Origin of the sequence: Pseudomonas sp. JUb42, from assembly GCF_024807945.1 — a bacterium.
Taxonomy (GTDB): domain Bacteria; phylum Pseudomonadota; class Gammaproteobacteria; order Pseudomonadales; family Pseudomonadaceae; genus Aquipseudomonas.
On the sequence record NZ_JANUFD010000005.1, the window covers coordinates 397,907 to 423,301 of the forward strand.

Below are 25,395 nucleotides of genomic sequence, written 5' to 3' on the forward strand. Positions count from 1 at the left end.
AGTACAACACCAGAGATTACGCCTGACGACGGCCGTCAAAGCCCGGATCAGACCGCTCGCTTTGCGACAAGTTGCAAAGCAGCACACCGGCAAATGTAGTCATCCGACAGATAGTAGTAACGGCGGGCAAAAATTGATGGCAAAATAATGGCGCCATTCATCCGGCGCACAGACAAAGGGATGGATCCCCTGCGGATTCCCGGCCTCATCAAGGAACGACCGATACATGAACGCGCCCCTAGCCATGCTTTATCTCATTTCTGTGGGCGTGTTGTTCATGGCTGCATTGCAGGCAGCAATGGTGGCGCGCAGCACGCCGTATGTACGGGCCTGCTGGGTATTTTCCGCGATCTGCCTGACCTTTTGCTGTTACCAGTTCTGTGTCGTCCTGCAATATCAGGCGGTGGATGAGTCGGGCGCGATTGCTGCCCATCGCTGGGTCAATCTGTTCTCGCTGTTGATCACGCCGCTGACCCTGTATCTGGTCGCCGCCCTCGACAACAAGCGCCGCTCGCTGAGCGCCGCCCACATCACCTGTGGCTTGGTCGCCGTGGTGATTGTCGACAACTTCGTCAGCCCCCTCGGCTATCGCTTCGCCGAACTTCAGGGGGTGAGCCAGACAACGCTGCCCTGGGGCGAATCGCTGAATATTTTTTCCGGTCCACCTGCAGTTGTCTGTCGTCTGATGCGTTTGCTCACGCTTGGTGTTCTGATCTATAGCCTGGTGTTTTCGGTGCGTATCAGCAACCTGGCCGGGCAGCTGTCGAGTCGTCTGATCTGGACGGCCATCACCCTGATGTTCATTACCTGCGGGCTGACCTGGGTGTCTGACAGCGGCCTGCTGAAGCTGCCGTATATGGCGGGGTTCGGCTTCATGTTTCTCGCTGGCGCGCTGCCGCTGCTGATCCGCAACGACGCGCGCAATCGCAAGGCCGAAGCGCTGCGTATCAACAGTGCGCTGGAACAGGCGGTGAAAAAGCATACCCTGGCCAATCAGCGCTTCGAGCATGTGCTGCACAACGACCCGTTGACCGACCTGCCCAACCGCGCCGGTGCTGTCAGTCGCCTGTATGGCCTGCTGGAACACAACCTGCTGAACCAGACCCGCCTCGCGGTATTGATGTTCGACCTGGATCGCCTCGGCGTAATCAATGGCATGCGCGGGCACAAGGCCGGCGATCAACTGCTGATCGAGGTCGCCGAGCGCCTGCAGCTGGCCTTCCGCGACAGTGACCTGATTGCCCGCCTCGACGGCGGCAGCTTCATGGTCGGCGCCAGCGGGCTGACTGAGCAATATGGTGTGGCGCTGATCTACGACAAGCTGGTCGAGGCCCTGGAACCGCCTTTCGAGGTGGCGGACCGGATCCTGAAAATCACCCTCAATACCGGCATCAGCGTGTTTCCGGATGACGGGCAGACCGTGGAAGATATCCTCGCCGCAGCCGAGCTGGCCCTGCATGATGCGAAAAGCTCCGGGCCCGGCCATATCCGCATCTTCGACCCGTCGCTGAAAGAGAATCTGCAACAGCACATCGACTTCGAAGGTGCTCTTAAAGAAGCTCTGGAGAAGGAGCAGTTTTTCCTCTGTTATCAGCCTCAGGTAGCGTCCGAGGACGGCCGTACCGTATGCCTGGAGGCGCTGATTCGCTGGCAGCACCCGGTTTATGGCCTGGTCATGCCGGACAAATTCATCCCCCTGGCAGAATCCACGGGCATCATCACCGCCATCGGCGCCTGGGTCATCGACTCGGCGTGCCAGCAACTGGCGCGCTGGCACGCCATGGGGTTCAACGATCTCAAGGTGGCGGTCAATCTGTCCGCCCAGCAACTGCTGGTCAAGGATCTGGAAGAGACGGTCAGCAACGCCTTGGGCCGCGCGTGCCTTAGCGGTCGCGACCTGGAACTGGAAATCACCGAGTCGGTGCTGATGCAGGACCCCGAGCGTTCCATCGAGCGCCTGGGTGCCCTGCGCAAGCTGGGTGTGCGCCTGTCGATCGACGACTTCGGCACCGGCTATTCGTCCCTGGGTTACCTGCGGGTGCTGCCGGTGCACGCGTTCAAGCTGGATCGCAGCTTTGTGCGGGATATTGGCAAGAGCGTCAAGGACCTGGAAATATGCGCCACCGCCATTGGTCTGGCGAAGAATCTGGGGCTGGAGATCGTCGCCGAAGGCGTGGAAACCAAGGCCCAGATGCAACAACTGCGCGAGCTGGGCTGCCATCTGTTGCAGGGTTATCTGTTTGCCCGGCCCCTCGCTGTAGAAGCGGTGCAACCCTATCTGCTGGCCTCACCGCAAATCGGCACGGCCTTGCTCAAACCGGCGCAGGCCCTGCCTGATCTGATGAACTGATCGGGCTAAAGGCTCGCTGCCGCTACCACTGCGTGATAACAGATGATTGACCTGAGCCATTTGTTACATTATATGTTGACCTGTTAGCCATCTTAACTATAAATAAAAGCCTTAACGGCTTTACCGACAGTTCAACAGGACCTCCCGATGCTCTCTCCCCTGCTGGCCGAATCTCTGGCCCGTCGCAAAGTTCACTACAGCTGGGTCATCGCCGCTGTCACCTTTCTGACCATGTTGGTCATGGCTGGGGCTGTCGGCGCACCGGGTGTCTTTATCGTGCCGCTGCAAAAGGAATTCGGCTGGAACACTGCGGAAATTTCCTCAGCCCTGGCCATTCGTTTCCTGCTGTTCGGTCTGATGGGGCCGTTCGCCGCCGCCTTCATGAACTACTTCGGCATGCGCCGGGTGATGATGACGGCCCTGGGCATTGTCATCGTCGGCCTGGGCACTTCCCTGTATATGCAGCAATTCTGGCAATTGGTACTGCTGTGGGGCGTGGTGGTGGGCCTGGGCACCGGGCTGACCGCCATGGTCCTTGGCGCCACCGTGGCCACCCGCTGGTTCTCGGCCCGGCGAGGCCTGATCATCGGCCTGCTCGCCGCCAGTTCCGCCACCGGGCAACTGGTGTTCCTGCCGTTGCTGGCGCGCCTGACCGAAGTCTACGGCTGGCGCACAGCCATGGGTTTTATCTGCGGCGCGCTGTTGCTGGCCATGGTGGTGGTGTTTGCCCTGATGCGTGACCGCCCTGTGGACCTGGGCCTGCCGTTATACGGCGACAGCGATCCGGTGCCTGCGCCAGCCAAGGCCACCAGCCTGGCGGCACTGCTGTGGACACCGCTGGTGGTGCTCGGTGAAGTGTCGAAATCCATGACCTTCTGGGTGCTGTTCGCCACCTTCTTTATCTGCGGGGCCAGTACCTCAGGGCTGATCCAGACCCACTTCATCAGCATGTGTGGCGACTTCGGTCTGGCCGCCACCGCTGCCGCAGGTGTATTGGCGCTGATGGGCATCTTCGACTTCTTCGGCACCATCGGCTCCGGCTGGCTGTCGGACCGCTTCGACAATCGCTGGCTGTTGTTCTGGTACTACGGCCTGCGCGGCGTGTCGTTGATGATGCTGCCCTTTATCGACTTCCAGATCTTCGGCCTGTCGATCTTTGCCGTGCTCTACGGCCTGGACTGGATCGCCACCGTGCCGCCGACGGTGAAGCTGACTGCCGCCCGCTTCGGTCCGGAAAAGGCCAATATCGTCTTCGGCTGGATCTTTGCCGGGCATCAACTGGGCGCTGCCTTCGCGGCGTATGGCGCCGGGCTGATGCGTACGCTGTTGGCCAGCTATACGCCGTCATTCTTCCTGGCCGGGGCGTTGTGCGTGATTGCCGCATTGCTGGCGATTGCCATCAGTAAGCCTGCGCGGGCCAAGGCGCAAACTCTGTAACGCAACACGGCTGCACTGTCACGCAGCACAAAACCTGTGGGAGCCGGCTTGCTGGCGATGGGGTCGGATCAGGCAATAGATTTGCCGACTAAAACGCCGCTATCGCCAGCAAGCCGGCTTCCACAAAAACTGTTTCCATGCAACATTCACCCGCGCTTCATCGCCTCGAATATCTGTGCCACCACCGCCGCGCCCTCGCCCACTGCTGCCGCCACGCGCTTGGTCGACTGGGCGCGCACGTCGCCGATGGCAAACACGCCCTTGCGGTTGGTCTCCAGAGGCAACGGCAGCCAGCCTTGCTGCGGTCCCTCAGGCAGCGCCGCGCCGGTGAGGACAAAGCCCTTGGCGTCGGTTTCCACGCAACCGTTGAGCCACTGGGTATTAGGGTCGGCCCCGATAAACAGAAACAGGTGACTGACCTCGAGCTGGCGCGTCTCGCCGCTACCGCGATGGCGCAGCTGCACTGATTGCAGGCCGTGGACGGTATCGCCATTGACCGCGGTGACCTCGGTTTCGACATGGATCGTGACATTGGCCAAGGCAGATATCCGCTCGATCAGGTACTTGGACATACTCGCCTCCAGCCCCTCCCCGCGCACAATCAGGTGCAGGTGCCTGACCTGCGATGCCAGATAAACCGTGGCCTGGCCTGCCGAATTACCGGCGCCGATCAGTGCAACCTGCGCGCCGCTGCAAATTTTCGCTTCGATGGGCGAGGCCCAGTACGACACGCCGCTACCCTCGAAGCGCTCGATATCGGCCACCGGCAGCTGGCGATAACGTACTCCCGAGGCGACTACCACGTAGCGGGCCTGGATCACCGCCCCCGTGGTGAGTTCAAGACGGCTCAGTTCACCCTGACGGCAATCGAGCCGGGCCACTTCCAGGGGAATGGCCATTTTCGCGCCGAATTTCTGCGCCTGATTGAACGCCCGCCCGGCCAGGGCCTGCCCGGAGATTCCGGTGGGAAAGCCCAGGTAGTTCTCGATCCGCGCCGAGGCCCCGGCCTGGCCGCCAAAGGCGCGCTGGTCCAGCACCAGTACCGACAGTCCCTCGGAAGCGGCGTACACCGCCGTCGCCAGCCCGGCAGGACCGGCGCCGACCACGGCAATGTCATACACCTGGCTGGCATCCAGCTGCGGCGTGATGCCCAGGCAGATCCCGGCCTCGGCATTGCTCGGCTGCTTGAGCAGATTGCCATTGGGACAGATCATCAGCGGCAAGTCGTCCTGCGCGACACCGAAGCGCTCGATCAGCAGTCGGGCTTCCTCGCCATGGGTGGCGATATCCAGCACCGTGTGCGGGTAGCCGTTGCGCGTCAGGAACCCTTGCAGCCGTACCAGTTGCTGCTCGCCCAGACGACCGATAAGGACCGAGCCGACCCGGTCCGTCCCGAGCATGCCGACCCGGCGCAAAATGAACGCACGCATGATGATTTCGCCCAGCTCGGCTGAGCCGATGATCAACGAGCGCAGATGCGCCACGTCAAACGGCACCGCCAGACAACCCTGGGGCCCCGCCCGACCTTCGGCGAGGGAGGCGCGATCGCCGAGCAGGCCGACCTCACCGGTGAACTCCCCCGGCCCGCCACTGATGATCGCCGCCTCACGACCCAGACCGTCGCGACGCACGACATCGATACTGCCTTCCAGAATCAGCCACACCGCCACGCCATGACTGCCCACGGCATACAGCACCTGGCCGGGGGCAAAGCGATGCGGCTGATCACAGGCAAAACGCAGCGCGGTCGCGACCTGGTTTGGGTTGAGCACGGGGAACATCTGCTCGTGGCGGGAATAGACCTCGGTCATGGCGAATACCTGGGCGGAGAACGGGATAGCGCTGAGACTAGACGGGCTCACCGGCAATAAATTGAATGGATGCGCGTGTTTTTTTGCCTGGCAGGGCTCGCAGAAAGCCCGGGGCTGATCAAGAATGCCAGTGCGTAATTCCCACCTATAACAAGGAGTCAGCATGTCGTCCGACCAACGTTTTCAGCAGGCCGCAGAAGAGATGGGCTACAGCTTCGATGGCGAGATCAAGATCGGAGGCAACTACGTGCCATTGGTGCGCCATGAACAGCAGATCTATGTCAGCGGGCAGATCCCACGGGTTGGCGACACGGTGGTGGTGACCGGCCGGGTCGGCGAAGCCACCACCCTGGAAGTGGCGCAACTGGGCGCCAAGATCAGCACCATGCGCGCCCTCGCCCTGCTGCAACGCTCACTCGGCAGCCTGGAAGCGGTCAAGGGCATCCTGCGCATCGGCGTTTATGTGCAATGCAGCATGGACTTCACCCAACACAGCGAAGTAGCCGATGCGGCGTCCGACCTGCTGTCGCTTGTCCTCGGCGATATCGGCTCCCACACCCGCACCTCGGTGGGCGTGTATCAGTTGCCGAAGAATGCCAGTGTCGAAGTGGAAATGATTGCGGTGGTTTGATTTATCGGCATGTTCAACATCGGTGGGAGCGAATTCATTCGCGAAAGCGGTGTTCCAGGCGATGAAGATGCGTCGAATGTACCGGCCTCTTCGCGAATGAATTCGCTCCCACAAGATTTACCCCCTGTCCCGGTTAGTGTTTGCTGCGCGACAGCGCGGCGCATTAGCGGCGGGACGGCTGCCACAGAATTCACGAGCCACAATGCCAACGGTTTAGAAGCCGTACAGCGCAGCCGGGTTATCAACCAGGATCTGCCTGCGCACCGTCTCATCCACCGTCCACTCGCTCAACAGATCAAGCATCGCCTGATCATCCGGCACCGGATCACGCCCCGGATGCGGCCAGTTGCTCGCCCACAGGCAGCGCTCGGGGTGGGCATTGACCAATGCCCGGGCCAGGACGCTGACATCTTCATAATGCGGCGCCCCGCTTTTCGAGGTTTCGTAGGGCGCCGAAACCTTGACCCAGGTCCTGCCGCCATCGAGCAAACGCAACAGGCTGACAAAGCCGGGATGGGTCACCGGCACCGGCTCGAGAAACTTGCCGATATGGTCGATGCTCAGGCGACTGGGCAACGCCCGCAGGCGGCTTTCGAACTCAGGCAGCTCACGGCCATCCACTTGCAGGTTGATCACCCAGTCCAGCTCGGCAATCCGTGCACTGATGGGCTCCAGCGCGTCCCAGTCCAGGGCGCCTCGGGCGTTGGGCACCAGCATGAAGCGCACCCCGCGCACGCCCTGCCGGTGTAGCTCGGCCAATTGCGCGTCGCTGATATCCGGGGAAATCACGGCAATGCCTCGGGCGGCGTTACCGGCCTGGCCCAAGGCATCAAGCAGGCAGCCGATATCGAAGCCATAACCATTGGCCTGGACGAGCAAGGCCCGTTCCAGGCCCAGGCGCTGCTGCATCTGCTGATAATCACTCCAACTGGCGCGGCCAATCTTCTGGCTCAAGGGAAAGCGCTCGGGCTCGTAGATATGGACATGGCAGTCACAGGCGCCCGCCAGTAATTCAGTCATGGGACAGCTCCAGGGTATTAAGGCCAAACAGCGAGATCGCGCGGCTGGCAGCGGCCAGATTGACCGCGCCTTGGGGGATCTGCCCGGCCAACAGCGCCTGGACCTGATGCACGGTGTCCATGGCCTGGTGCTCGGCCGCTTGCGGAGTCAGGCCGCCGATATGGGGGTTGGCGATGACCTTGGGGTGGGCAGCGATGACCTGGGTCGGCATCTGGTCCTGAGCCCGGCCAACATCCAGGGCGCAACCAGCCAGCAGCCCCTGATCCAGGGCCTCGACCAGCGCCTGCTCATCCACCAGTTCGCCCCGTGAAGCGTTGATAAAGAAGGCATGGGGCTGCATCGCCTGAAATGCTGCGCGGCCGAACAGGTTGGCGGTTTCGGCCACGGCCGGCGCCAGGCAGACGACGTAGTCGGAGGTCGAAATTACCCGTTCGAAAGAGGTTTGCTCAATGCCCTCGTCGGTGATGGTGACATGGGGATCACTGACCAGAACGTGCATGTTCAGGGCCTGGGCCATGGCCGCCAGGCGCTTGCCGATAAAGCCGTAGCCAACGATGCCCAGGGTCGAACCGCGCAGTTCACGGCCCATGACGATTTCCGGGGCCTGGCCCTGCCAGTAACCGGCAGCGGCGCGGCTCATGCCACGGCTGAGGTCGATCATCACCCCGACCACCCACTCGCTGACCGAGGTGTCGAACCCCGGTGTGGCGCGGGTCACCAGTACGCCATGGGCGCTGGCGGCAGCGACGTCGATATTGCGGATATCCACCGCCACACGGCAGTAGGCGACCAGTTCCGGCAGGCGTTCGAACAGCTCGGCGGGCGCCGCAGCATCACGGCTGGCGACGATGATCTGGCAACCCCGGGCCGCCTCGACAAACTCATCGATGCTCAGGGGCTGGCGCGAATGATTGAGACGCACCGTACCGCAGGCACGCAATTGCGTGAGGGCACGGGCGCCGTAGTAGTTCTGCAGGGTCTGGGGCGAATGGGTCAGGAAAATCTGGGTCATCTGCGTTTCATTCCCTATGACTGGACGCAGGCCGGGCGACAGACTGCCGGGCTACCAACGTGGGTTGAAAGATGAAATTGACCGGGCGCTGCTCGGGTTGCCGCGAACGGTCGACGGCGCGCTGGACCATGGCATCGGCCATTTCATGCAGCGGCATGACCACCGAGGTCAGGCCCGGATTGGTGAAAGCAGCAATCGACAGGCCGTCCATACCCACCACCGAGATATCTTCGGGCACCCGCAGCCCGGCCTGATGCAACCCGGCCATAAGACCGATGGCGAGCATGTCATTGACCGTGACGATGCCGGTGGGCATCGGTCGCATGGCCATGATCTGACTGGCCATGGCAAACCCCAGGTCAGCCAGTTCCGAGTCGCCAAAGGTCTGCGCGACCTGGCCCTGTACCACCTCGCAACTGCCGTGCAGACCGGCCAGAGCGGTGCGTTCGAGAAAACCGGCGATCTTGTTGGAGCGGCTGACGGTCTTGCCGCTGGGGACCAGGAACGCCAGGCGGGTATGGCCGTGGGCTAGCAAGTGGTCGGCGGCGATATACCCGGCCTTGAAGTTATCCGGCGAGACATGATCGACCCGGGAGTTCTCCACCGGCACCGTCGCGCGGTCATAACTGACCACGCTCAGGCCACGGGCGACCGCGTCTTCCAGGTGACGCTCATCGTCCCGGGACGAGACCACGATCACCGACTGCACGCCGAAGGACAGCAAATCATCGAACATCCGCGCTTCGTGCTGCTTGTCGCGGTGGGTATTGGCCAGCAACAGCCGGTAGCCATAGCGCTGCTGCGCCACGGCCTCGACCTGCAGGGCCAGTTGCCCGTACATGGGGTTGGCGGTGGACGGCACCAGCAGACCGAGCATCGGCGTGTGCCCGGTCTTCAATTGCCGGGCAGCACGATTAGGCCGGTAGTTGAGGCTGCTGATGGCCTTCTCCACCCGGCTGAAGGTCTGCGGGCTGAGCTTTTCCGTGCGGCCGTTGAGCACGTTGGACACCGAACTGACCGACACCCCCGCCAAGGCGGCTACATCATGAATTGTTGCCATATGCGTTGTGCCTTAAACCATATTGAACATGCGCGGCAGCCACAGGGAAATCGATGGCACCAGCACGATAAGAATCAGCATCACCAATAACAGCAGCAGGTACTTGAGCATCTTTTTCGAGACGTCTTCGATCCGCGTGCCGGTCATGGCGCACGTTGCAAACAGGCCCAGGCCGAACGGCGGCGAAAACAGCCCCAGGCCCATGGAAATCACCGCCACCGTACCGAAGTGCAGCGGATTGATGCCCACCTGCACGGCAATCGGCACCAGCAACGGGCCGAAGATAATCAGGGCCGGAGCGCCTTCCAGCACCGCGCCGAACACCACCATGATCAGCACCGATGCACCGAGGAACGCCACGGCGCCGTAGTTATGTGCCAGGGCCAGCATAAAGTCGGAGATGATCGCCGGAATCTGCTGGATCGTCAGGGCAAACGCCACGCTGGAGGCCGCCGCAATGATGAACAGGATACCTGCCGCCATGGACGCTGCGCGCACAAACAAGCGGGCAATACCGCCCAGGGTCAGTTCACGAAAGGTCACCCCGCCGACCAGCAGCGCGTAGACCACGGCAAAGGCCGACACCTCGGTGGAAGTGGCCACGCCGGAGGTCACCCCCTTGCCGATCATGGCCACCATGATCAGCGCCACCAGCGCCCCGCCCAGCAAACGCAAGATGGGCGTGCGCACCGGAAACGCCAGGTTGGGATCGACCTTCTTGCCGAACACCACAGCAAGCGTCGACAGGCCCATGGCCAGGACCACCGCAGGCACTATCCCGGCGATAAACAGCCCTCCGATGGAGATATTGGCGACAAAACCCATGATGATCATATTGATGCACGGCGGAATCGTCTCGCCCATCACCCCGGAGGCCGCCAGCACCGCAGCGGTTTCGTTGGCGTCCTGCTTGGTACGACGTACCGCCGGCACGACAATCCCGCCCACGGCAGCAATATCGGCCAGCTTGGAACCCGACACGCCGGAGAAAAACGCCGTGGCGAGGATCGCAATCAGGTTCATCGAACCGCGCACCCGGCCGAAGATCCGCACCAGCAGCTCGACCAGTCGCGCCGACATGCCGTTGACCTCCATGACCAACCCGGCCAGGACGAAAAACGGAATCGCCAGCAACACAAAGTGGTCCATGCCTGCCATGACCTGCTGCGAGTAGATCACCATGGGCAGCGACGGATCACCGATGAAATACAGCAGCGCACACAGGGCCAGGACAAAGGCGATCGGCACGCCGACCAGCAGGCCGCCGACAAAACCCAGCAACAACAGGCTCCAGGGTTGCAGGGCGTAGGCTTCAAACTGCGTATTCCAGGCCCATAGTCCCAGACCGAGCAACACACAGCCCAACAGGCTGAACCAGGTACTGCGAGTGGCGCCATTAAGCGCATTGGCGACACCCACCAGGGTCATCAGCAAGGCGCCGACGAACACCGGCAGCACGTTAAGCCACTGCGGCAGACCCATGGGCGTGGAGACATTGGTCGAGTCTTCCAGCAGCAGCCACGACGAGTACGCCAGCCCCGCCGCCGTCCCTGCCACCGCCCAACCGCCAATTTGCGTCGCCACCTGTTGCCAAGCTGCGGGCAACAGTGCGCGAAAGAAGTCCACATGCACATGCTGCCTGCGCGCCAGTACCGTGGCACCGCCGAGGAATACCAGCATGACCATCAGGCCGCGGGCGACCTCTTCGGCCCAATCCACCGGGTGATGGACGAAGTAACGCAGAATCACCGAAATGAACACGACGATGATATCTACGGCCAGGACCAACGCGCACAAACGCTCGATCAGCACACACAGCCCGGCCAGCAGGCGGCCGCTGCCATGGCCGGTGGCGAAGCCCCAGTCGTGGCCCTTGATCAGCGGGCCAACGGTTTCTTCAAGCGGCTGATCGACAGCCGCCACCCCTATAGCTGGGTTCATGATGAGTGTTCCCCGTGATTGCTCAGGCGCGTGCGGCGTCGATGGCGGCAAGGATGGGCGCCGTCACCGGATTGCTCTGGATAAAGGGCACCCAGAGTTTTTCCCGCATCAATTGCCGGGTCGCGGCACGCTCGGCGTCAGCCATGGGGAACAGGGTCATGCCGCCCTTGGCCAGGGTCGCTAAAGCTTCGGCGCCTTTGACCTTGGCAACTTCGCGCTGATAAACGCTGGCGTCACGGGCGGCGGCAATGAACACCGGTTGCAGGTCGGCCGGGATTTTCGCCAGGCCACGCTTGCCGATCACGGCGATGCACGGGCTGAACAGGTGATTGGTCTGCCAGCTATTGCGCACCACCTCATCCAGCTTGTTGGCCAGGACACTGGCGGCGTCGTGCTCGAAGCCCTCGACCACGCCGGTCTGCACGGCGGTGTAGACCTCGTTGAAGGCGATGGGCGTAGGAATCGCCCCCATCAGCTTGAAAGTCTCGATAAAGGCCTGGGTCGGCAGCACCCGCAGCTTGACGTTCTGCAAGGCAGCCAGGTCCTTGATCGGCGGCTTGGTATAGACACTGCGCGCACTGAAGTGCGAACCCCAGCCGACCACAGTGCAGCCGGTGCGCTCTTGCAGCAGCTTGTTGTAGATCTCGCCGACGCCATTGTCCACGGCCTTGGCCACATGGGCGTAGCTGTCGAACAGAAAACCCAGGTCCAACAGCGCCAACTCCGGCAAGGCCGTGGCCCAGATCGAGCTGCCGGTAATCATCATGTCGATGGAGCCCAGACGCACCTGCTGCACCACATCGGCCTCCTTGCCCAACTGACCGTTGGCGAAGAAATCGATACGCACCTTGTCACCCAGGGCCTGTTTCAGGTTCTCGCTGAAGCGCTGGTAGAACAGGTAATGGGCCGAGTTTTCATCGGAAGTCATGGTCGATGACAGCCGCAATACCGGCGTAGCGGCACGACTGATCATGGGAAACGAGAGAGCGGCAGCGCCGAGCGTGGCGGACTGCACGAAGCGACGACGAGTCAGATTCATGGTTTGAGCCTTTTTTGTTGTTATGAGTAAAACGTTTTACTAAACCGTTTTACGGATAATAGGCTTCATCCAGAAATACTCAATAAAAATCTTCCCTCATATTGATGGATGAATTGTGGGAGCGGATTTATCCGCGAAGAGGCTGGTACATCCGATAGATATTCGTCGCCTGCCGCTTTCGCGAATGAATTCGCTCCCACAGAATTCGCCCTCACAAATTAACTGCATGGGAAACAAAAAAACCCCGCGAAAGGCCAGCCTTCGCGGGGTGTCGGGTGTTTCAGACAGCGCTTTTCAGATCGTTGCGTGGATCAGCCGTTCAACAGCACTTCGGCCCGCCCTTGCCGCCATACCGAGCCTCTTGACGCTCGCGAAAGAACATCTCGTAGCTCATCACCGGTTTGTCCGGATGGGTGGCCTGCATGTGCTCGACGTAAGTGTCGTAGTCCGGCATGCCGACCATCAGGCGGGCAGCCTGGCCCAGGTATTTACCCAGGCGACTCAGGTCATTGAACATGGGCTGATCCTCCGCTCATCACGAGTGCTGCACCGGTTGCGCCTGGAATGGCGCTTCCTTGTCGGTACGCTCTTTCTTGCCCCAGGCCGCGACACCGACCTTGATGGCGTAGAACAGAATGCTCAGGACCACGAACAGGAACAGAACAGTCAGAGTCGCGTTGGTGTAGGCGTTGAAGATCACATGCTGCATCTGGTCCATGGTCTTGGCCGGAGCAATGATCTGACCGGCGTCGGCAGCGGTGCTGTATTTCTTCGCCAGGGCGAGGAAGCCAACGGCCGGGCTCGGGTCGAACAGCTTGATGAAGCCGGCGGTCACGGTGCAGATCAGCAGCCAGGCAGCCGGCAGCATGGTCACCCAGATGTAGCGCTGGCGTTTCATTTTGATCAGCACGACAGTGGCCAGCATCAGGGCGATCCCCGCCAGCATCTGGTTGGAGATGCCGAACAGCGGCCACAGGGTGTTGATGCCGCCCAGTGGATCGATCACGCCCTGGTACAGCAGGTAACCCCAAAGGGCCACGCAGCCACCGGTGCCGATGGCGTTGGCGGTCCACGACTCGGTGCGTTTCAGCGCCGGCACGAAGCTGCCCAGCAGGTCTTGCAGCATGAAGCGACCGGCTCGGGTACCGGCGTCAACCGCCGTCAGAATGAACAGCGCTTCGAACAAGATCGCAAAGTGGTACCAGAACGCCATGGTGTTCTGCCCCGGCAGGGCTTGGTGCAGGATCTGCGCGATACCGACCGCCAGGGTCGGCGCACCGCCAGCACGGGCCAGTACGGTGTTTTCACCGATGTCATGGGCCACGGCAGTGAGCATGTCGGGGGTAATGGCAAAGCCCCAGCCGCTGATGGTCTGGGCCACGGCAACCACGTCACCACCGACCACGGCAGCCGGGCTGTTCATGGCGAAGTACACGCCTGGCTCGATCACCGAAGCGGCAACCATCGCCATGATGGCCACGAAGGACTCCATGAGCATGCCGCCGTAACCGATGTAACGGGCGTTCTTCTCGTTATCCAGCAGTTTGGGTGTAGTACCCGAGGAAATCAGTGCGTGGAAACCCGACACCGCACCGCAGGCAATGGTGATGAACAGGAAAGGAAACAGCGCGCCTTTCCAGACCGGGCCAGTACCGTCGGTGAACTGGGTCAGGGCTGGCATTTTCAGCTCGGGCGCCAGAATCAGGATGCCGATGGCCAGGGCCACGATGGTGCCGATTTTCAGGAAGGTCGACAGGTAGTCACGCGGTGCCAGCAGCAGCCAGACCGGCAGCATGGCGGCAACGAAACCGTAGCCCACCAGCATCCAGGTGATCTGCACGCCGGTAAAGGTGAACATCGGCGCCCACGCCGGGTTGGCGGCAATCTGCCCACCCATCCAGATCGAGGCCAGCAGCAGAACCACGCCAATCACCGAGATCTCGCCGATGCGGCCGGGGCGGATGTAGCGCATGTAGATGCCCATGAACATCGCCACCGGAATGGTCGCCAGCACCGTGAACATGCCCCAAGGGCTCTCGGCCAGGGCCTTGACCACAATCAGCGCCAGCACCGCTAGGATGATGATCATGATCAGGAAGCAGCCGAACAAGGCGATGGTGCCGGGAATGCGGCCCATTTCCTCGCGGACCATGTCGCCCAGGGAGCGACCGTTGCGGCGGGTGGAGAGGAACAGGATCATGAAATCCTGCACGGCCCCGGCCAGCACCACACCGGCAATCAGCCAGAGGGTGCCTGGCAGGTAACCCATTTGCGCCGCCAGCACCGGACCGACCAGCGGGCCTGCACCGGCAATGGCGGCAAAGTGGTGACCGAAAAGAATGTGTTTGTTGGTCGGCACATAGTCCAGACCATCGTTGTTGACCACCGCAGGCGTGGCCCGGGTCGGGTCCAGTTGCATGACGTGGTTGGCGATGAACAGGCTGTAGTAGCGGTAGGCAACCAGATAGATCGCCACAGCCGCGACAACTATCCACAAGGCGTTGATGGGTTCACCGCGACGAAGCGCTACGACGCCAAGCGCGCATGCCCCCAAAGCGGCGACAGCGAACCAAGCCAGATGTCTGGTCAGTCGGGTCATTTGAGTCTCCTGCCAGGGCCAGGGGCCGGTGGCGTAATTGTTTTTGTTGGGCTCGCAAACGGAGCGTGCCCACTATCCCTGCTGTCCGGCCAGATAAACATGGGTATTACTACCGTCCCGTCTACGTAGTACTACGTGGGTCTACAGGAACAGGCTTAAGGCATACCATGTGCGCCTACAAAAACAACACATGTGCGGTGCCCGTCGTCATGCAACTGAAGTACAAGATCGTCGCCCTCGGCATCCTGCCGCTGATCCTGGCCGTTGGAGTGATCTGCGCCCTGGTGATCGTGCAGAACCAGCGTCTGGGCGAACAACAGGCGCAATTGATCGAAGACAGCATCCTGGCCAGCAAGCGCGCGGAACTGCAGAACTACGTAGAACTGGCCATGAGCGCCCTCGCCCCTCTGTATGAAAGCGGCAAGGACGACGAGCAGACCAAGCAGCAGGTCTTGCAGGAGTTGTCCAAGCTGAGCTTCGGTATCAACGGCTATTTCTTCGTCTACGACCACAATGGCCGCAACCTGATGCACCCGCGTCAGGGCGCACTGGTGGGCAAGGACCTGTGGAGCATGACCGACCCTCAGGGCCTGTTGGTCATCCAGGCCTTGTTGAAAAGCGCCCAGTCCGGCGACGGCTTCCAGCATTACGCCTGGGAGAAACCTTCCACCGGGCAGATCACCGACAAACTGGCCCGGGTGGTCATGCTGGAGCGCTGGGGCTGGATGCTCGGCACCGGCATCTATCTGGAAGACGTCGAACGCGCCACCCGCCAGGCCCGCGAAGAAGTCGCCCGGGGCATCTACACCACCATGCTCGATATCGGCGCCGTGGCCCTGATCGCCGTGGTCCTGGTGTTCGTCTGTGGCCTGACCCTCAATGCCAGCGAACATCGTTTAGCCGACAGCAAGTTGCAGCGCCTGAACCGGCGCATCATGAATCTGCAGGAAGAAGAACGTTCGCGGCTGTCACGGGAGCTGCACGACGGCATCAGCCAGGTACTGGTGTCGATCAAGTTCCAGTTCGAACTGGCCAGCCTGGAACTGGAGGCCGGCCGCGAATCGGGCATGGATATCCTGCGCAAGGGTACTGAACGACTGGGCGACGCCATCGGTGAAATCCGCACCATCTCCCATGATCTGCGCCCTTCCCTGCTCGATACCCTGGGCCTGGCCGCCGCCGTGACCCAACTGGTCAACGAGTTCGAGCAGCGCAGCGGCCTGCATATCCATTACGGCCAGCACCTGGGCGACCTGACCCTGGTGGACGGCGCACCGGTCGCGCTATTCCGTATCCTGCAAGAGGCCCTGACCAATATCGAACGCCACGCCCATGCCAGCAACGTCTATATAGAGCTGAGTAGCAACGCAGCCCATGTACGTCTGGCGGTCATCGACGACGGCGTCGGCTTTGAAGTGGATGGCAAAGGCATGCAGGGCGGCATCGGCCTGCGCAATATTCGCGAGCGGGTGGAACACTTCAGTGGCCAGTTGCACCTCTTTTCCATGTCCGGGCGAAGCGAAATAATCGTCACCCTCCCCACCCGAGTGAATTCATGAGTACTGAAGCGCCCATTCGTATTGCCTTGGTTGATGATCACGCCCTGGTCCGCGACGGTGTCCGCGCCCTGCTGTCGACGCGTCCGTCGTTCGAGGTCGTGGGCGAAGCCGAAAGTGGCGCCCAGGCCCTGGACATGTGCGGGGCGATCAGCCCGGATATCCTGCTGGTGGATATCGGCCTGCAAGACATGAACGGCCTGGAACTGACCCGGCAGATACGCGCGCGTTATCCGCAGATCAAGATCCTGGTGCTGAGCATGTACGACAACCATGAGTACGTGACCACCTCAATCCGTGCCGGGGCCAGCGGTTATGTGCTCAAGAACGCGCCTTCGCGGGAAATCGTCGCGGCCATCGAAGCCATTGCCACCGGCGGCACTTTTTATAGCGCCGCCGTGACGCTCAAGCTGGTCACGCCGAAAAACGACGACAACGAACTGACCCCGCGGGAAGTCCAGGTATTGGTCGGCCTGGCCCAGGGCCTGAACAACAAAACCATCGCCCGGGACCTTGCCATCAGCGTGCGCACCGTGGAAACCCATCGTTTGAGCATTCGCCGCAAGCTCAAGGTGGATAAGCCGGCGGGGTTGGTGATGTATGCCATGGAGCATGGGTTGTTGCCGTGATGTGCAGGCCTGAGGGTGCGCGGGTGGGACCGGCTTCAACCGGGAAGGCGGCAGCACACTCACAGCATCTGTGTCGTTTTCATTGCAGCCTTCCCGGCTGAAGCCGGTCCCACAGCAGCCAATCTCGGCACAGCTACGAATACTGCGACAACATGCCGCAGCCAAACCCACGACCAGTTGTCTGACGACTATATGTATGCCGTAGTATTCAGAAATAATTTGTTCTAAAATGTTTCTCAATCGGCAAGCGGATGTGGAATCGAACCGAAACGATGATTTTCATCGGCGAATTCGAACCCGGCGACTTGACCCACTTATATAAGAAAAAAGCCCGTCCTCGACGGGCTTTTTTCGTTTTCAGCTTTTGTCGCGCTGCCAGTGACCCTTTTTTAACGCTTTTCAACATTAAACTTAGAGGTTTACCCCATGATTCGCCTTGTCGTGTCCCTGTACCAATGGATCAAACGTTCCCCTGAAGACAACGCCTCTTCCGATAGCCAGGGTTACTCCCGTGAGTTCAACCGTGAAGAGAGCGAAGGCAGCCGCTGGACTTTCGTTTCCATCTTCGCCGTGTTCACTCTGAGCCTCTACATCCTTGCGGGCCTGGGCTACTACGCCAAGGTTCACGTCTGGGACGAAATGACCGAGCAACAGAAAGAAGTCGTCTCCCAGGCGATGGTGGTGAGCTCGCAGAATCTCTGATTCAGCAGGCAATTTGCTCAGGCCGGGCAATAAAAAAAGGGACGCAGTGGCGTCCCTTTTTTTATGCATTTTTCATGACCATTGCCCAGTGTCCTCGACATAGGGCGACAGCCCCTCCGGCAGATCGATCCAGCGCAAGGGCGAAGCATCGCGACGCCGCACGATCCGCTGCGGGGTGAAATGCCAGAGCCGTTCAGCACCTTCGAATCTGACAATATCCGCCGAGTCGAGATCAACCCTGGCCGCCCCGCTCATCTGCAACACATCGCCGCTGGCAAAATCAATGAACAACAGCCCGGCCCTCGGGTTGAGCTGCATGTTGCCCAGGGTATTGAAGAACTGATTGCCCATGAAATCCGGCACCGTCAGCGAGCCATCGGCGTTGAGCCGGACAAAACCCGGCTTGCCGCCACGATGGGAAACGTCCACCTGGCGCCCGCTATCGGGCAGGTCGACATAGGTAGCAACAAACAGGGTCGCGGCATCGCCGATCAGGTTGCGCGCCTCATCATCCAGCTCGTTCAGCCATTGCACCTCGCCGTTACCCGCGACCGCAGGGTCCCGGGCATAGGCGAATTGGCGCTGGTGAATGTACTTGGGGCAGTTACCGAAACTCTGCTCCACCGTCAGCAACAGGCTCTGCCGGGTGACCCGTTGCAAGCGGCCATTGAGACGATTGCGCCGACGGGTGCGCAGGTCGATGCCCAGCAGGCCGATGGCGGCGCCTTCGCTCAGCGCCGTCTGCGCGGGGTCGGCAGGATCGGCCTGAATATCCAGGCGCAGATGCCGGGCATCTTCGGCCTGGACAAAGCCCGGCTCCCCCACCAGCAGGCTGGCCCACACATCATCATCGGCATCCACCGCCCCCAGCACCATATACGGCAACAACGGATAGAAACCCTGATGCTGCTCGATCAAATGGTCGCGGATAACCTTGCGCCCGACCATGTCCATGCGCTCAAGCACATGGGCGCTGCGCTGCAAGGCCTGCTCACCGGCATGCCAGGGCGAATCGGGGATGTTGGCGGTGATGTCCATGGAAACCTCCGACGATAGCTTGTTTCAAGATCAGGCCTGGGCGTACAACCCGGCCTGGGTACGGGGGAACGGCACGAAACCGTCCAGTGCTTCGACCCGACCCAGCCATTGGCCGATCAAGGGATATGGCGTCAGGTCGACGTTGCCTTCCGGCGCACCGACGATGTAGCTGTACAGCGCCACATCGGCCAGGGTCGGTTGGGGGCCGACCATCCAGGCGCCATTGCTGCTGAGGTTGTCTTCAATCAGCGCCAGAATGTTATGGGAACGGCTGATCGCGGTTGCCGGGTCAAGCTTGGCCCCGAATACGGTGATCAGGCGCGCGGCACAGGGGCCGACCGCCAACTCACCCGAGGCCACCGACAGCCAGCGCTGCACCCGTGCCGCTTGCAGGGCATCTTCAGGCAGCCAGTCGGTCTTGCCGAACTTCTTCGCCAAGTACACCAGGATCGCTGTGGAATCGCTGATCCACTCCCCGTCATCCTCCAGCACCGGCACCTGACCAAATGGATTGAGCTTGAGAAAGGCTTCGGTTTTGTGGGCGCCATTGGGTAGATCGACCTCGATCAGGCTGCAATCCGCGCCGATCAGAGAGAGAAACAGCTGTGCACGATGAGCGTGGCCGGACAAGGGGAAGTAAAACAGTTTCATGGTCGATTCTCGCTGAGTGATAGGGACGGGCTTGGCTGGAGATAATGCTAGCCACCTCACCAGATTGAATAAATGCCGCAGAAAGAACATATTCACTCCATATTTCGGAGCAATGGAGTCGGCAATGGATACGCTACAAGCGATGCGTCTGGTTCTGGCGATTGCCGAGCAAGGCAGCCTGACCGCCGCGGCACAGAAACTCGGCACCTCGTTGCCCACGGTGGTGCGGGTGTTGGCTGCGACGGAACAGCACCTGGGTGTGCGTCTGTTCGAACGCACCACACGCCAGGTGCGCATTACCGAGGAAGGTCGCCGTTATGCCGAATCGGCAAGGGCGGTGCTGCGGGAAATCGAAACCGTCGAAGATGTGTTTCGCGACAAGGGCCGTGAACCCAGTGGCGAACTGGTGATCAGTGCGCCGGTGCTGTTCGGTCAATACCACGTCATGCCGTGCCTGAGCAGCTTCATGAAGCAGTACCCGAAAGTCACCGTGACCCTGATCCTGCTGGACCGGGTCACGGATCTGATCGAGGAAGGCATCGATATCGCGGTACGCATCGCCCCGCTGGTGACGCCGGATCTGGTGGCCACGCCGTTGGGCCAGGTCCGCCGCTACCTGGTCGCAAACCCCGAACTGCTCGCCAGCCTGCCACCCATCGAACGCCCCACTGATATCTGTGACGTGCCCTTTATTCAGCACTCGGCCCTGGTCCTGGGCGCGCAGGTGGTTCTGGAGGAGCGCAACAAGCCGGTGCTCATCAAGATGAATAACGTGCGCATGAAGACCAATAGCGCCGCTGGCACCATTGCCGCCTGCCTGGATGGCCTGGGTCTGGGCATGGTCCTGTCTTATCAGGTGCGCGACGCCATTGCCGATGACCGGCTGCGGGTGGTGCTGCGTGATTTCCTGCCGCCGCCGGTGCCGGTGTCCCTGGTCTACATGCCCTCCCGGCGCAACTCGGTGCGCAGCCAGGCGTTTATCAAATGGGCCAAGGAGGCGATCAGTCAGCGGCTTAGTGCCCAGTTGGGTTGAGCCGGGCTGTAAACACCGATGGGTGGGACCGGCTGGTTCCCCAAACCTCACATTGATGGCGGGCATTTCAAGTATCGATACGGGTTAATGGTGCCTCAGGGGTGCCCTCGATAGAGTCAGCAGCAACGATTCATCACCCCTGGCTCACGAGGTATGTCATGTCCCGCACTATTCGTTTCCACCACTTCGGCTCCGCCGACGTGCTCAAGTGCGAGGAACAAAAGCTTCGGCAACCGGCCGCCGACGAGGTGCTGATCCGCGTCGAAGCCATTGGCGTGAGCTGGGATGACGTGCTCTGGCGTCAGGACCTGGGCCCATGCAAGGCACGCCTGCCGGCTGGCCTGGGTACTGAAATGGCCGGTGTGGTAGAAGCCGTCGGTGCACAGATCACTGATCTGCAGCCCGGTGATCGCGTCGCCAGCTTCCAGGCAGTGAATACCAACGACTACCCGGTCTACGGCGACCGGATCATTCAGCCCCGCGCCACCCTGACCCGCTATCCGGACAACCTGACACCGGCTCAGGCGGCGGTGCACTACAACCCGCTGCTGCTGGCCTGGTTTGCCCTCGTCGACCTGGCCCGCGTACAGCCCGGCCAGAGCATCCTCGTCACCGAGGCGACGCTGAGCCCGAACATTGCCTTCGTCAAGCTGGGCAAGGCCCTGGGCCTGAAGGTCATCGCCGCGACGAAAAACCCCGACGACCGCCAGTACCTGCTCGACAACGGCGCCGCGCAAGTCATCGTCACCGATGAACAGGACCTGGGCATGCGTATCACCAAGCTGACCGATGGCCACGGCGTCGAGGCCATCTTCGACGGCCTTGGCGGCCCACAGATGTCCCTGCTCGGCGACGTCCTGGCACCGCGCGGCAGTCTGGTTTTATACGGCCTGCGCGGCGGCAACTACACGCCCTTCCCGGCCATCGAGGCGTTCAAGAAGAACATCCGCTTCTTCGTCCACTGCCTGTGCAACTTCACCGGCAAGCCCGAATTCAACATCGGCCAGGACGGCGAAGCGCTAAAACGAGCCCTGGAAGGCATCAGCCGCTTGACCCTGGAACACCCGCTGGCCTCGGATATCGACCGCAGCTTCAATCTGGAACATGCGGCCAAGGCCCATGACTATCTGGAACACCAGACGGCGTATGGGCGAGTGGTTTTGAAGCCGGTGTGATGAAAACAGTTGCCAGCCACACGCAATCCTGAGAAAAAGCGGCCCGTTATCGCCAACCACAGTACGAGCCGCAAATGCCCCAGGAACTGCAAATTGAAGACCTCACCCCCGGCACCGGCAAAGCCGTGGTCAAGGGTGCTCTGATCACCACCCAGTACACCGGATGCCTGGAAGACGGTACGGTGTTCGATTCCTCTTGGGAACGCGGTAAGCCGTTTCAGTGCGTGATCGGCAGCGGCCGGGTGATCAAGGGTTGGGACCAAGGCTTGATGGGCATGCAGGTCGGTGGCAAGCGCAAGCTCTGGGTGCCGGCTCACCTCGCCTATGGCGAACGGACCATGAGTGCCATCCCGCCAAATTCCAATCTGCTGTTTGAAATAGAGCTGCTGGAAGTCCTGACCCGGGACGATTGATCACCGAGGCATCGGGGCATTGCGCGCGACGAGGGAAAAAGCCATGCTCCGCGCAAGGTAATTTGCGTCTTTGCTCAGGAATCTCTTTTATGGCCCTCAACAAGCCAACCCAGGAACTCAAACGCCACTTGCGCGGCTCAGCCGTCAATCTGGAAAGCGCCGCCAACGAAATCCTCAGGCTCGCCGGGCAGATGGTGGATGTCGATGTCACCGCGACCCTGCAACTGGTCAACCGCCTCTACAGCGATGCCGACCAGCTCAAGGCCTATGCCGATGAGATCAAAGACAAGCGCATCGTACGTGCCAAGCTCAATAATCCGCAGGATTGACGAAGCGCCATGCTCCCCGCCCCGACCCGCACCGGCAGCAGCCCACAACACTTGCACATGCAGAAATGGCGCGGCCGTATCGGCATGGCGCTGGCGGCAAGTCTGTCGGTGCTGGCGGGAATGACCGATGCCATCGGCTTCATGGCCACCGGGGATTTCGTTTCATTCATGAGCGGCAATACAACCCGACTGGCGGTGGCAATCAGCGCCGGGGAAACCGGGGTCATGCTGCGACTCCTCTGGGTACTGCTGGCCTTCGTAATGGGCAATGCCCTGGGTATCGTGGTCGCCCGGCGTAGCGGTCGGCGCGCGTTGCCGTTACTGCTGTGCATCGCCATGTTGTTGTGTCTGGCTGCGGCCTGGCCACTGGATACGCAGTTGCCTGCGCTGATCGCGGCCATTCTGGCGATGGGCATGCTCAATGCCGCCGTGGAACAGGTCAACGGCCTGCCGGTGGGCCTGACCTATGTCACCGGCGCCCTGTCACGCTTTGGTCGTGGCCTGGGGCGCTGGATGCTCGGCGAACGCCGCGATGGCTGGCGGGTACAATTGGTGCCGTGGCTGGGCATGTTTCTCGGCGCGGTGATCGGCGCCTTTCTGGAGCAGCGACTGGGGCTCAAGGCGCTGTTGGTCAGCGCCTTGGTCGCCGCACTGCTGGGCCTGTTGTCGCTGAAAATCCCTCATAGATGGCAGAAGCGCTATATGCCGCGTTAAGCCAGTTTACGCAGCGGCGAGTTATGCAGGCCCAACAGGCCATGCAACACACCCATGCGCAAACCCGGTTCGGACGGCTGCATGTCCTCAATGGCAAATACCTTGAACGCTGCCAGCATGATTGCCAGGCCACCGGGCAAGGTGCTCATGCGTTGACTTTGCAGGCCGACCAGGCGCAGTTGCTGGACATTACCGGCCTCAAGCAGACACACCGACAGGCGCAATAGCGCGGCATACGTGATGCCCGTCTCGCCGAAGCTGTTGAGGCCATTGAGCTTGATCAGCTTGGCCAGCATGCGCGCCGTGCCTGATGAGCCGATGGCCTGCTGCCAGCCCAGCTTGCGATAGCGCTGGGCGACCTTTTCGAAGCGTTCGATGGCGGCGCGCTCGGCTTCCTGCATGGCCAGGGCGCTGATGTGGCCACCAGGGAAATAGCGTTTGCTGAAGGTGCCGCTGCCGATAGCGATGCTCTGTGCCAGTAAAGGGCGCTCGCCCTGACCGACGATCAGCTCGGTGGAGCCGCCGCCGATGTCTACCACCAGACGCGGAATTTCGGCGTCGGGCATGGTATGGGCAACGCCCGCGTAAACCAGCTTGGCCTCTTCACGCCCGGAGATGACATCGATAGGAAAGCCCAGGCGCTCTTGCGCGCCTTTGAGGAATAGCCCGCCGTTCTCGGCCTCACGCACTGCACTGGTAGCCACGGCCCGAACGCGACCGGCCTCGAAATGGCGCAGGCGCTTGCCAAACCGCTCAAGGGCCAGCCAGCCGCGCTCCAGCGCCAGGTTATCCAGGGCCCGGCCCTGAAAGCCCTCGGCCAGACGGACCGGCTCGCGCAGGGTCTTGACCTCCTGAATGACCATGCGCTGGTCACGCTTGACCGGCTGGCCAATCATCATGCGAAAGGCGTTGGAGCCCAGGTCCACGGCGGCAAACAGCGGAGTGTCACTTTTCAATACCCAAATTCCTGTTGAGTTCACGAGCAACCCACGCGCGACGCGCAAGCCCATGAAAAGTGAAGAAGTGGCTGATCTTGCCACCGCGTCCGTTACACGATGATGACAACGCCCGTTTGCCTGTGTGACGAAGCAATCAAAGTCTGTAGGAAGTTTCCGTCACCAGCCCGTCACATGCCGTTACTAAAATCGGAGCCCTCCGATAACCATGCGAGCTTCTCTCATGCATCCAGGCAACGATACCTTGGCGCGCCGTATCCACCGCGAGCTGCAGGACCACAACGACGAAGAACTGGAGCTGGAACTGGCCGAAGACGAACACGGCCTCGACAAACTCTTTGAAGGCGACCTCGACAGCCTCGAAGAAAAAGAAGCCCGTCGCCTGTATTTCAGCGAGCTGTTCCGCCTGCAGGGTGAGTTGGTCAAATTGCAAAGCTGGGTGGTCAAGACCGGCCACAAAGTAGTGATTCTGTTTGAAGGCCGCGATGCCGCCGGCAAGGGTGGCGTGATCAAGCGCATCACTCAGCGTCTCAACCCCCGGGTCTGCCGGGTCGCCGCCCTGCCCGCACCCAACGACCGCGAACAGACTCAGTGGTACTTCCAGCGTTACGTCTCGCACCTGCCGGCTGCCGGCGAAATCGTCCTGTTCGACCGCAGCTGGTACAACCGCGCGGGCGTGGAAAAGGTCATGGGCTTCTGCAATGACGACCAGTACGAAGAGTTCTTCCGTACCGTGCCTGAATTCGAACGCATGCTGGCCCGCTCCGGCATCCAGTTGATCAAATACTGGTTCTCGATCTCCGACCAGGAGCAGCACCTGCGCTTCCTCAGCCGCATCCATGACCCGCTCAAGCAGTGGAAACTCAGCCCTATGGACCTGGAGTCGCGCCGTCGCTGGGAGGACTACACCAAGGCCAAGGAAATCATGCTCAACCGCACCCATATCGCCGAAGCGCCATGGTGGGTCGTGCAGGCCGACGATAAAAAGAAGGCGCGCCTGAACTGCATTCATCACCTGCTGGGGCAAATGCCCTACGAAGAAGTCGAGCACCCGGTGATCGAGTTGCCACAGCGCCAGCGCCGTGAGGATTACACCCGCGTGCCGACGCCGAATGAGTTGATTGTGCCGCCGGTGTACTAGGCCTTTAGTGCATAGCAAACATACAACCTGGATGTGATTGTCAGTGGGAGCGTGGGGTGGCCCCGAAGAGTGGGTGAATAGAAAGATTTGTTTCTAGGGGCAAGCCCCCTACCACATAAAAAAACACAGGGGGGGACGCCGGAACCCCCGCCCCAAAT

At 61.2% G+C, this 25,395-nt stretch carries 23 protein-coding genes; 12 read left to right on the top strand and 11 right to left on the bottom strand.

Going from position 1 to position 25,395, the window contains the following annotated elements; genetic code table 11:
• The first annotated feature begins 226 nt into the window (after window positions 1–226).
• On the top strand, window positions 227–2,350 hold the full coding sequence (locus M2401_RS12910) for a bifunctional diguanylate cyclase/phosphodiesterase (protein ID WP_259103229.1): 2,124 nt from the start codon (window positions 227–229) through the stop codon (window positions 2,348–2,350).
• 147 nt (window positions 2,351–2,497) lie between these two features.
• Window positions 2,498–3,787, top strand: a complete 1,290-nt coding sequence (locus M2401_RS12915) for an MFS transporter (RefSeq protein ID WP_259103231.1) — start codon at window positions 2,498–2,500, stop codon at window positions 3,785–3,787.
• Between the two features lie 146 nt (window positions 3,788–3,933).
• Here the strand turns inward: M2401_RS12915 and M2401_RS12920 are convergent, their stop codons facing one another.
• Window positions 3,934–5,598, bottom strand: coding sequence for an FAD-dependent oxidoreductase (locus tag M2401_RS12920; protein ID WP_259103232.1), 1,665 nt, complete (start codon window positions 5,596–5,598; stop codon window positions 3,934–3,936).
• 163 nt (window positions 5,599–5,761) lie between these two features.
• Between M2401_RS12920 and M2401_RS12925 the strand changes: the two genes are divergently transcribed.
• The gene (locus tag M2401_RS12925; RefSeq protein ID WP_259103234.1) at window positions 5,762–6,229 is read left to right on the top strand and encodes a RidA family protein; all 468 of its coding nucleotides are present in this window, start codon (window positions 5,762–5,764) and stop codon (window positions 6,227–6,229) included.
• Window positions 6,230–6,442: 213 nt separating this feature from the next.
• On the opposite strand, the gene M2401_RS12930 is transcribed toward M2401_RS12925, so the two are convergent.
• From M2401_RS12930 to M2401_RS12960, 7 genes are all read right to left on the bottom strand, one after another.
• Window positions 6,443–7,249 carry an amidohydrolase family protein gene (locus M2401_RS12930; protein ID WP_259103235.1) on the bottom strand — a complete coding sequence of 269 codons (807 nt, stop codon included), beginning with the start codon at window positions 7,247–7,249 and terminating at the stop codon, window positions 6,443–6,445.
• A complete protein-coding gene (locus tag M2401_RS12935; RefSeq protein WP_259103238.1) occupies window positions 7,242–8,261 on the bottom strand; it encodes an NAD(P)-dependent oxidoreductase in 1,020 nt (339 codons plus the stop codon). The genes M2401_RS12930 and M2401_RS12935 overlap by 8 nt, the downstream gene beginning before the upstream one ends.
• A 7-nt stretch (window positions 8,262–8,268) precedes the next feature.
• Complete coding sequence (locus M2401_RS12940) at window positions 8,269–9,321, bottom strand: LacI family DNA-binding transcriptional regulator (RefSeq protein ID WP_259103240.1); 1,053 nt, start codon at window positions 9,319–9,321, stop codon at window positions 8,269–8,271.
• A gap of 12 nt (window positions 9,322–9,333) precedes the next feature.
• On the bottom strand, window positions 9,334–11,262 hold the full coding sequence (locus M2401_RS12945) for a TRAP transporter large permease subunit (protein WP_259103242.1): 1,929 nt from the start codon (window positions 11,260–11,262) through the stop codon (window positions 9,334–9,336).
• 22 nt (window positions 11,263–11,284) lie between these two features.
• Window positions 11,285–12,301: a TRAP transporter substrate-binding protein gene (locus M2401_RS12950; protein WP_259103248.1), complete on the bottom strand. Its 1,017-nt coding sequence runs from the start codon at window positions 12,299–12,301 to the stop codon at window positions 11,285–11,287.
• 319 nt (window positions 12,302–12,620) lie between these two features.
• Window positions 12,621–12,818: a YbdD/YjiX family protein gene (locus M2401_RS12955; RefSeq protein ID WP_259103250.1), complete on the bottom strand. Its 198-nt coding sequence runs from the start codon at window positions 12,816–12,818 to the stop codon at window positions 12,621–12,623.
• Between the two features lie 18 nt (window positions 12,819–12,836).
• Window positions 12,837–14,900 (bottom strand): carbon starvation CstA family protein, encoded by a 2,064-nt coding sequence (locus M2401_RS12960; protein WP_259103256.1) that lies wholly within the window; start codon window positions 14,898–14,900, stop codon window positions 12,837–12,839.
• Between the two features lie 209 nt (window positions 14,901–15,109).
• Between M2401_RS12960 and M2401_RS12965 the strand changes: the two genes are divergently transcribed.
• The 3 genes from M2401_RS12965 to M2401_RS12975 all read left to right on the top strand — a co-directional run bounded on the left by M2401_RS12965 (window position 15,110) and on the right by M2401_RS12975 (window position 17,787).
• Window positions 15,110–16,459, top strand: coding sequence for a cache domain-containing protein (locus tag M2401_RS12965; RefSeq protein ID WP_259103258.1), 1,350 nt, complete (start codon window positions 15,110–15,112; stop codon window positions 16,457–16,459).
• The gene (locus M2401_RS12970; protein ID WP_259103259.1) at window positions 16,456–17,085 is read left to right on the top strand and encodes a response regulator transcription factor; all 630 of its coding nucleotides are present in this window, start codon (window positions 16,456–16,458) and stop codon (window positions 17,083–17,085) included. Before M2401_RS12965 ends, M2401_RS12970 begins: the two co-directional genes overlap by 4 nt.
• 426 nt (window positions 17,086–17,511) lie before the next feature.
• A complete protein-coding gene (locus tag M2401_RS12975) occupies window positions 17,512–17,787 on the top strand; it encodes a hypothetical protein (RefSeq protein WP_259103260.1) in 276 nt (91 codons plus the stop codon).
• A gap of 72 nt (window positions 17,788–17,859) precedes the next feature.
• Here M2401_RS12975 and M2401_RS12980 read toward each other — a convergent pair whose 3' ends face one another.
• Both M2401_RS12980 and M2401_RS12985 read right to left on the bottom strand, forming a co-directional pair.
• Window positions 17,860–18,825 (bottom strand): pyridoxamine 5'-phosphate oxidase family protein, encoded by a 966-nt coding sequence (locus M2401_RS12980; protein WP_259103261.1) that lies wholly within the window; start codon window positions 18,823–18,825, stop codon window positions 17,860–17,862.
• A 30-nt stretch (window positions 18,826–18,855) separates the two neighbouring features.
• On the bottom strand, window positions 18,856–19,476 hold the full coding sequence (locus tag M2401_RS12985; protein ID WP_259103262.1) for a glutathione S-transferase family protein: 621 nt from the start codon (window positions 19,474–19,476) through the stop codon (window positions 18,856–18,858).
• Window positions 19,477–19,600: 124 nt separating this feature from the next.
• Here M2401_RS12985 and M2401_RS12990 point away from each other — a divergent pair, with 124 nt between their 5' ends.
• The 5 genes from M2401_RS12990 to M2401_RS13010 all read left to right on the top strand — a co-directional run bounded on the left by M2401_RS12990 (window position 19,601) and on the right by M2401_RS13010 (window position 23,140).
• Window positions 19,601–20,509, top strand: coding sequence for a LysR family transcriptional regulator (locus tag M2401_RS12990; protein ID WP_259103267.1), 909 nt, complete (start codon window positions 19,601–19,603; stop codon window positions 20,507–20,509).
• 158 nt (window positions 20,510–20,667) lie between these two features.
• Window positions 20,668–21,684: a zinc-dependent alcohol dehydrogenase family protein gene (locus M2401_RS12995; RefSeq protein WP_259103270.1), complete on the top strand. Its 1,017-nt coding sequence runs from the start codon at window positions 20,668–20,670 to the stop codon at window positions 21,682–21,684.
• Window positions 21,685–21,758: 74 nt separating this feature from the next.
• Window positions 21,759–22,097, top strand: a complete 339-nt coding sequence (locus tag M2401_RS13000; protein WP_259103273.1) for an FKBP-type peptidyl-prolyl cis-trans isomerase — start codon at window positions 21,759–21,761, stop codon at window positions 22,095–22,097.
• An 89-nt stretch (window positions 22,098–22,186) separates the two neighbouring features.
• Window positions 22,187–22,426, top strand: coding sequence for a hypothetical protein (locus tag M2401_RS13005; RefSeq protein WP_259103275.1), 240 nt, complete (start codon window positions 22,187–22,189; stop codon window positions 22,424–22,426).
• Between the two features lie 9 nt (window positions 22,427–22,435).
• The gene (locus M2401_RS13010) at window positions 22,436–23,140 is read left to right on the top strand and encodes a YoaK family protein (protein WP_259103277.1); all 705 of its coding nucleotides are present in this window, start codon (window positions 22,436–22,438) and stop codon (window positions 23,138–23,140) included.
• Here M2401_RS13010 and M2401_RS13015 read toward each other — a convergent pair.
• Window positions 23,137–24,096 (bottom strand): Ppx/GppA family phosphatase, encoded by a 960-nt coding sequence (locus tag M2401_RS13015; RefSeq protein ID WP_259103279.1) that lies wholly within the window; start codon window positions 24,094–24,096, stop codon window positions 23,137–23,139. The genes M2401_RS13010 and M2401_RS13015 overlap by 4 nt on opposite strands.
• Before the next feature lie 223 nt (window positions 24,097–24,319).
• On the opposite strand from M2401_RS13015, the gene ppk2 reads away from it, so the two are divergent.
• Entirely contained in the window at window positions 24,320–25,237 is a 918-nt protein-coding gene (ppk2, locus tag M2401_RS13020; RefSeq protein ID WP_259103281.1) for a polyphosphate kinase 2, read from the top strand.
• Window positions 25,238–25,395: the final 158 nt, after the last annotated feature.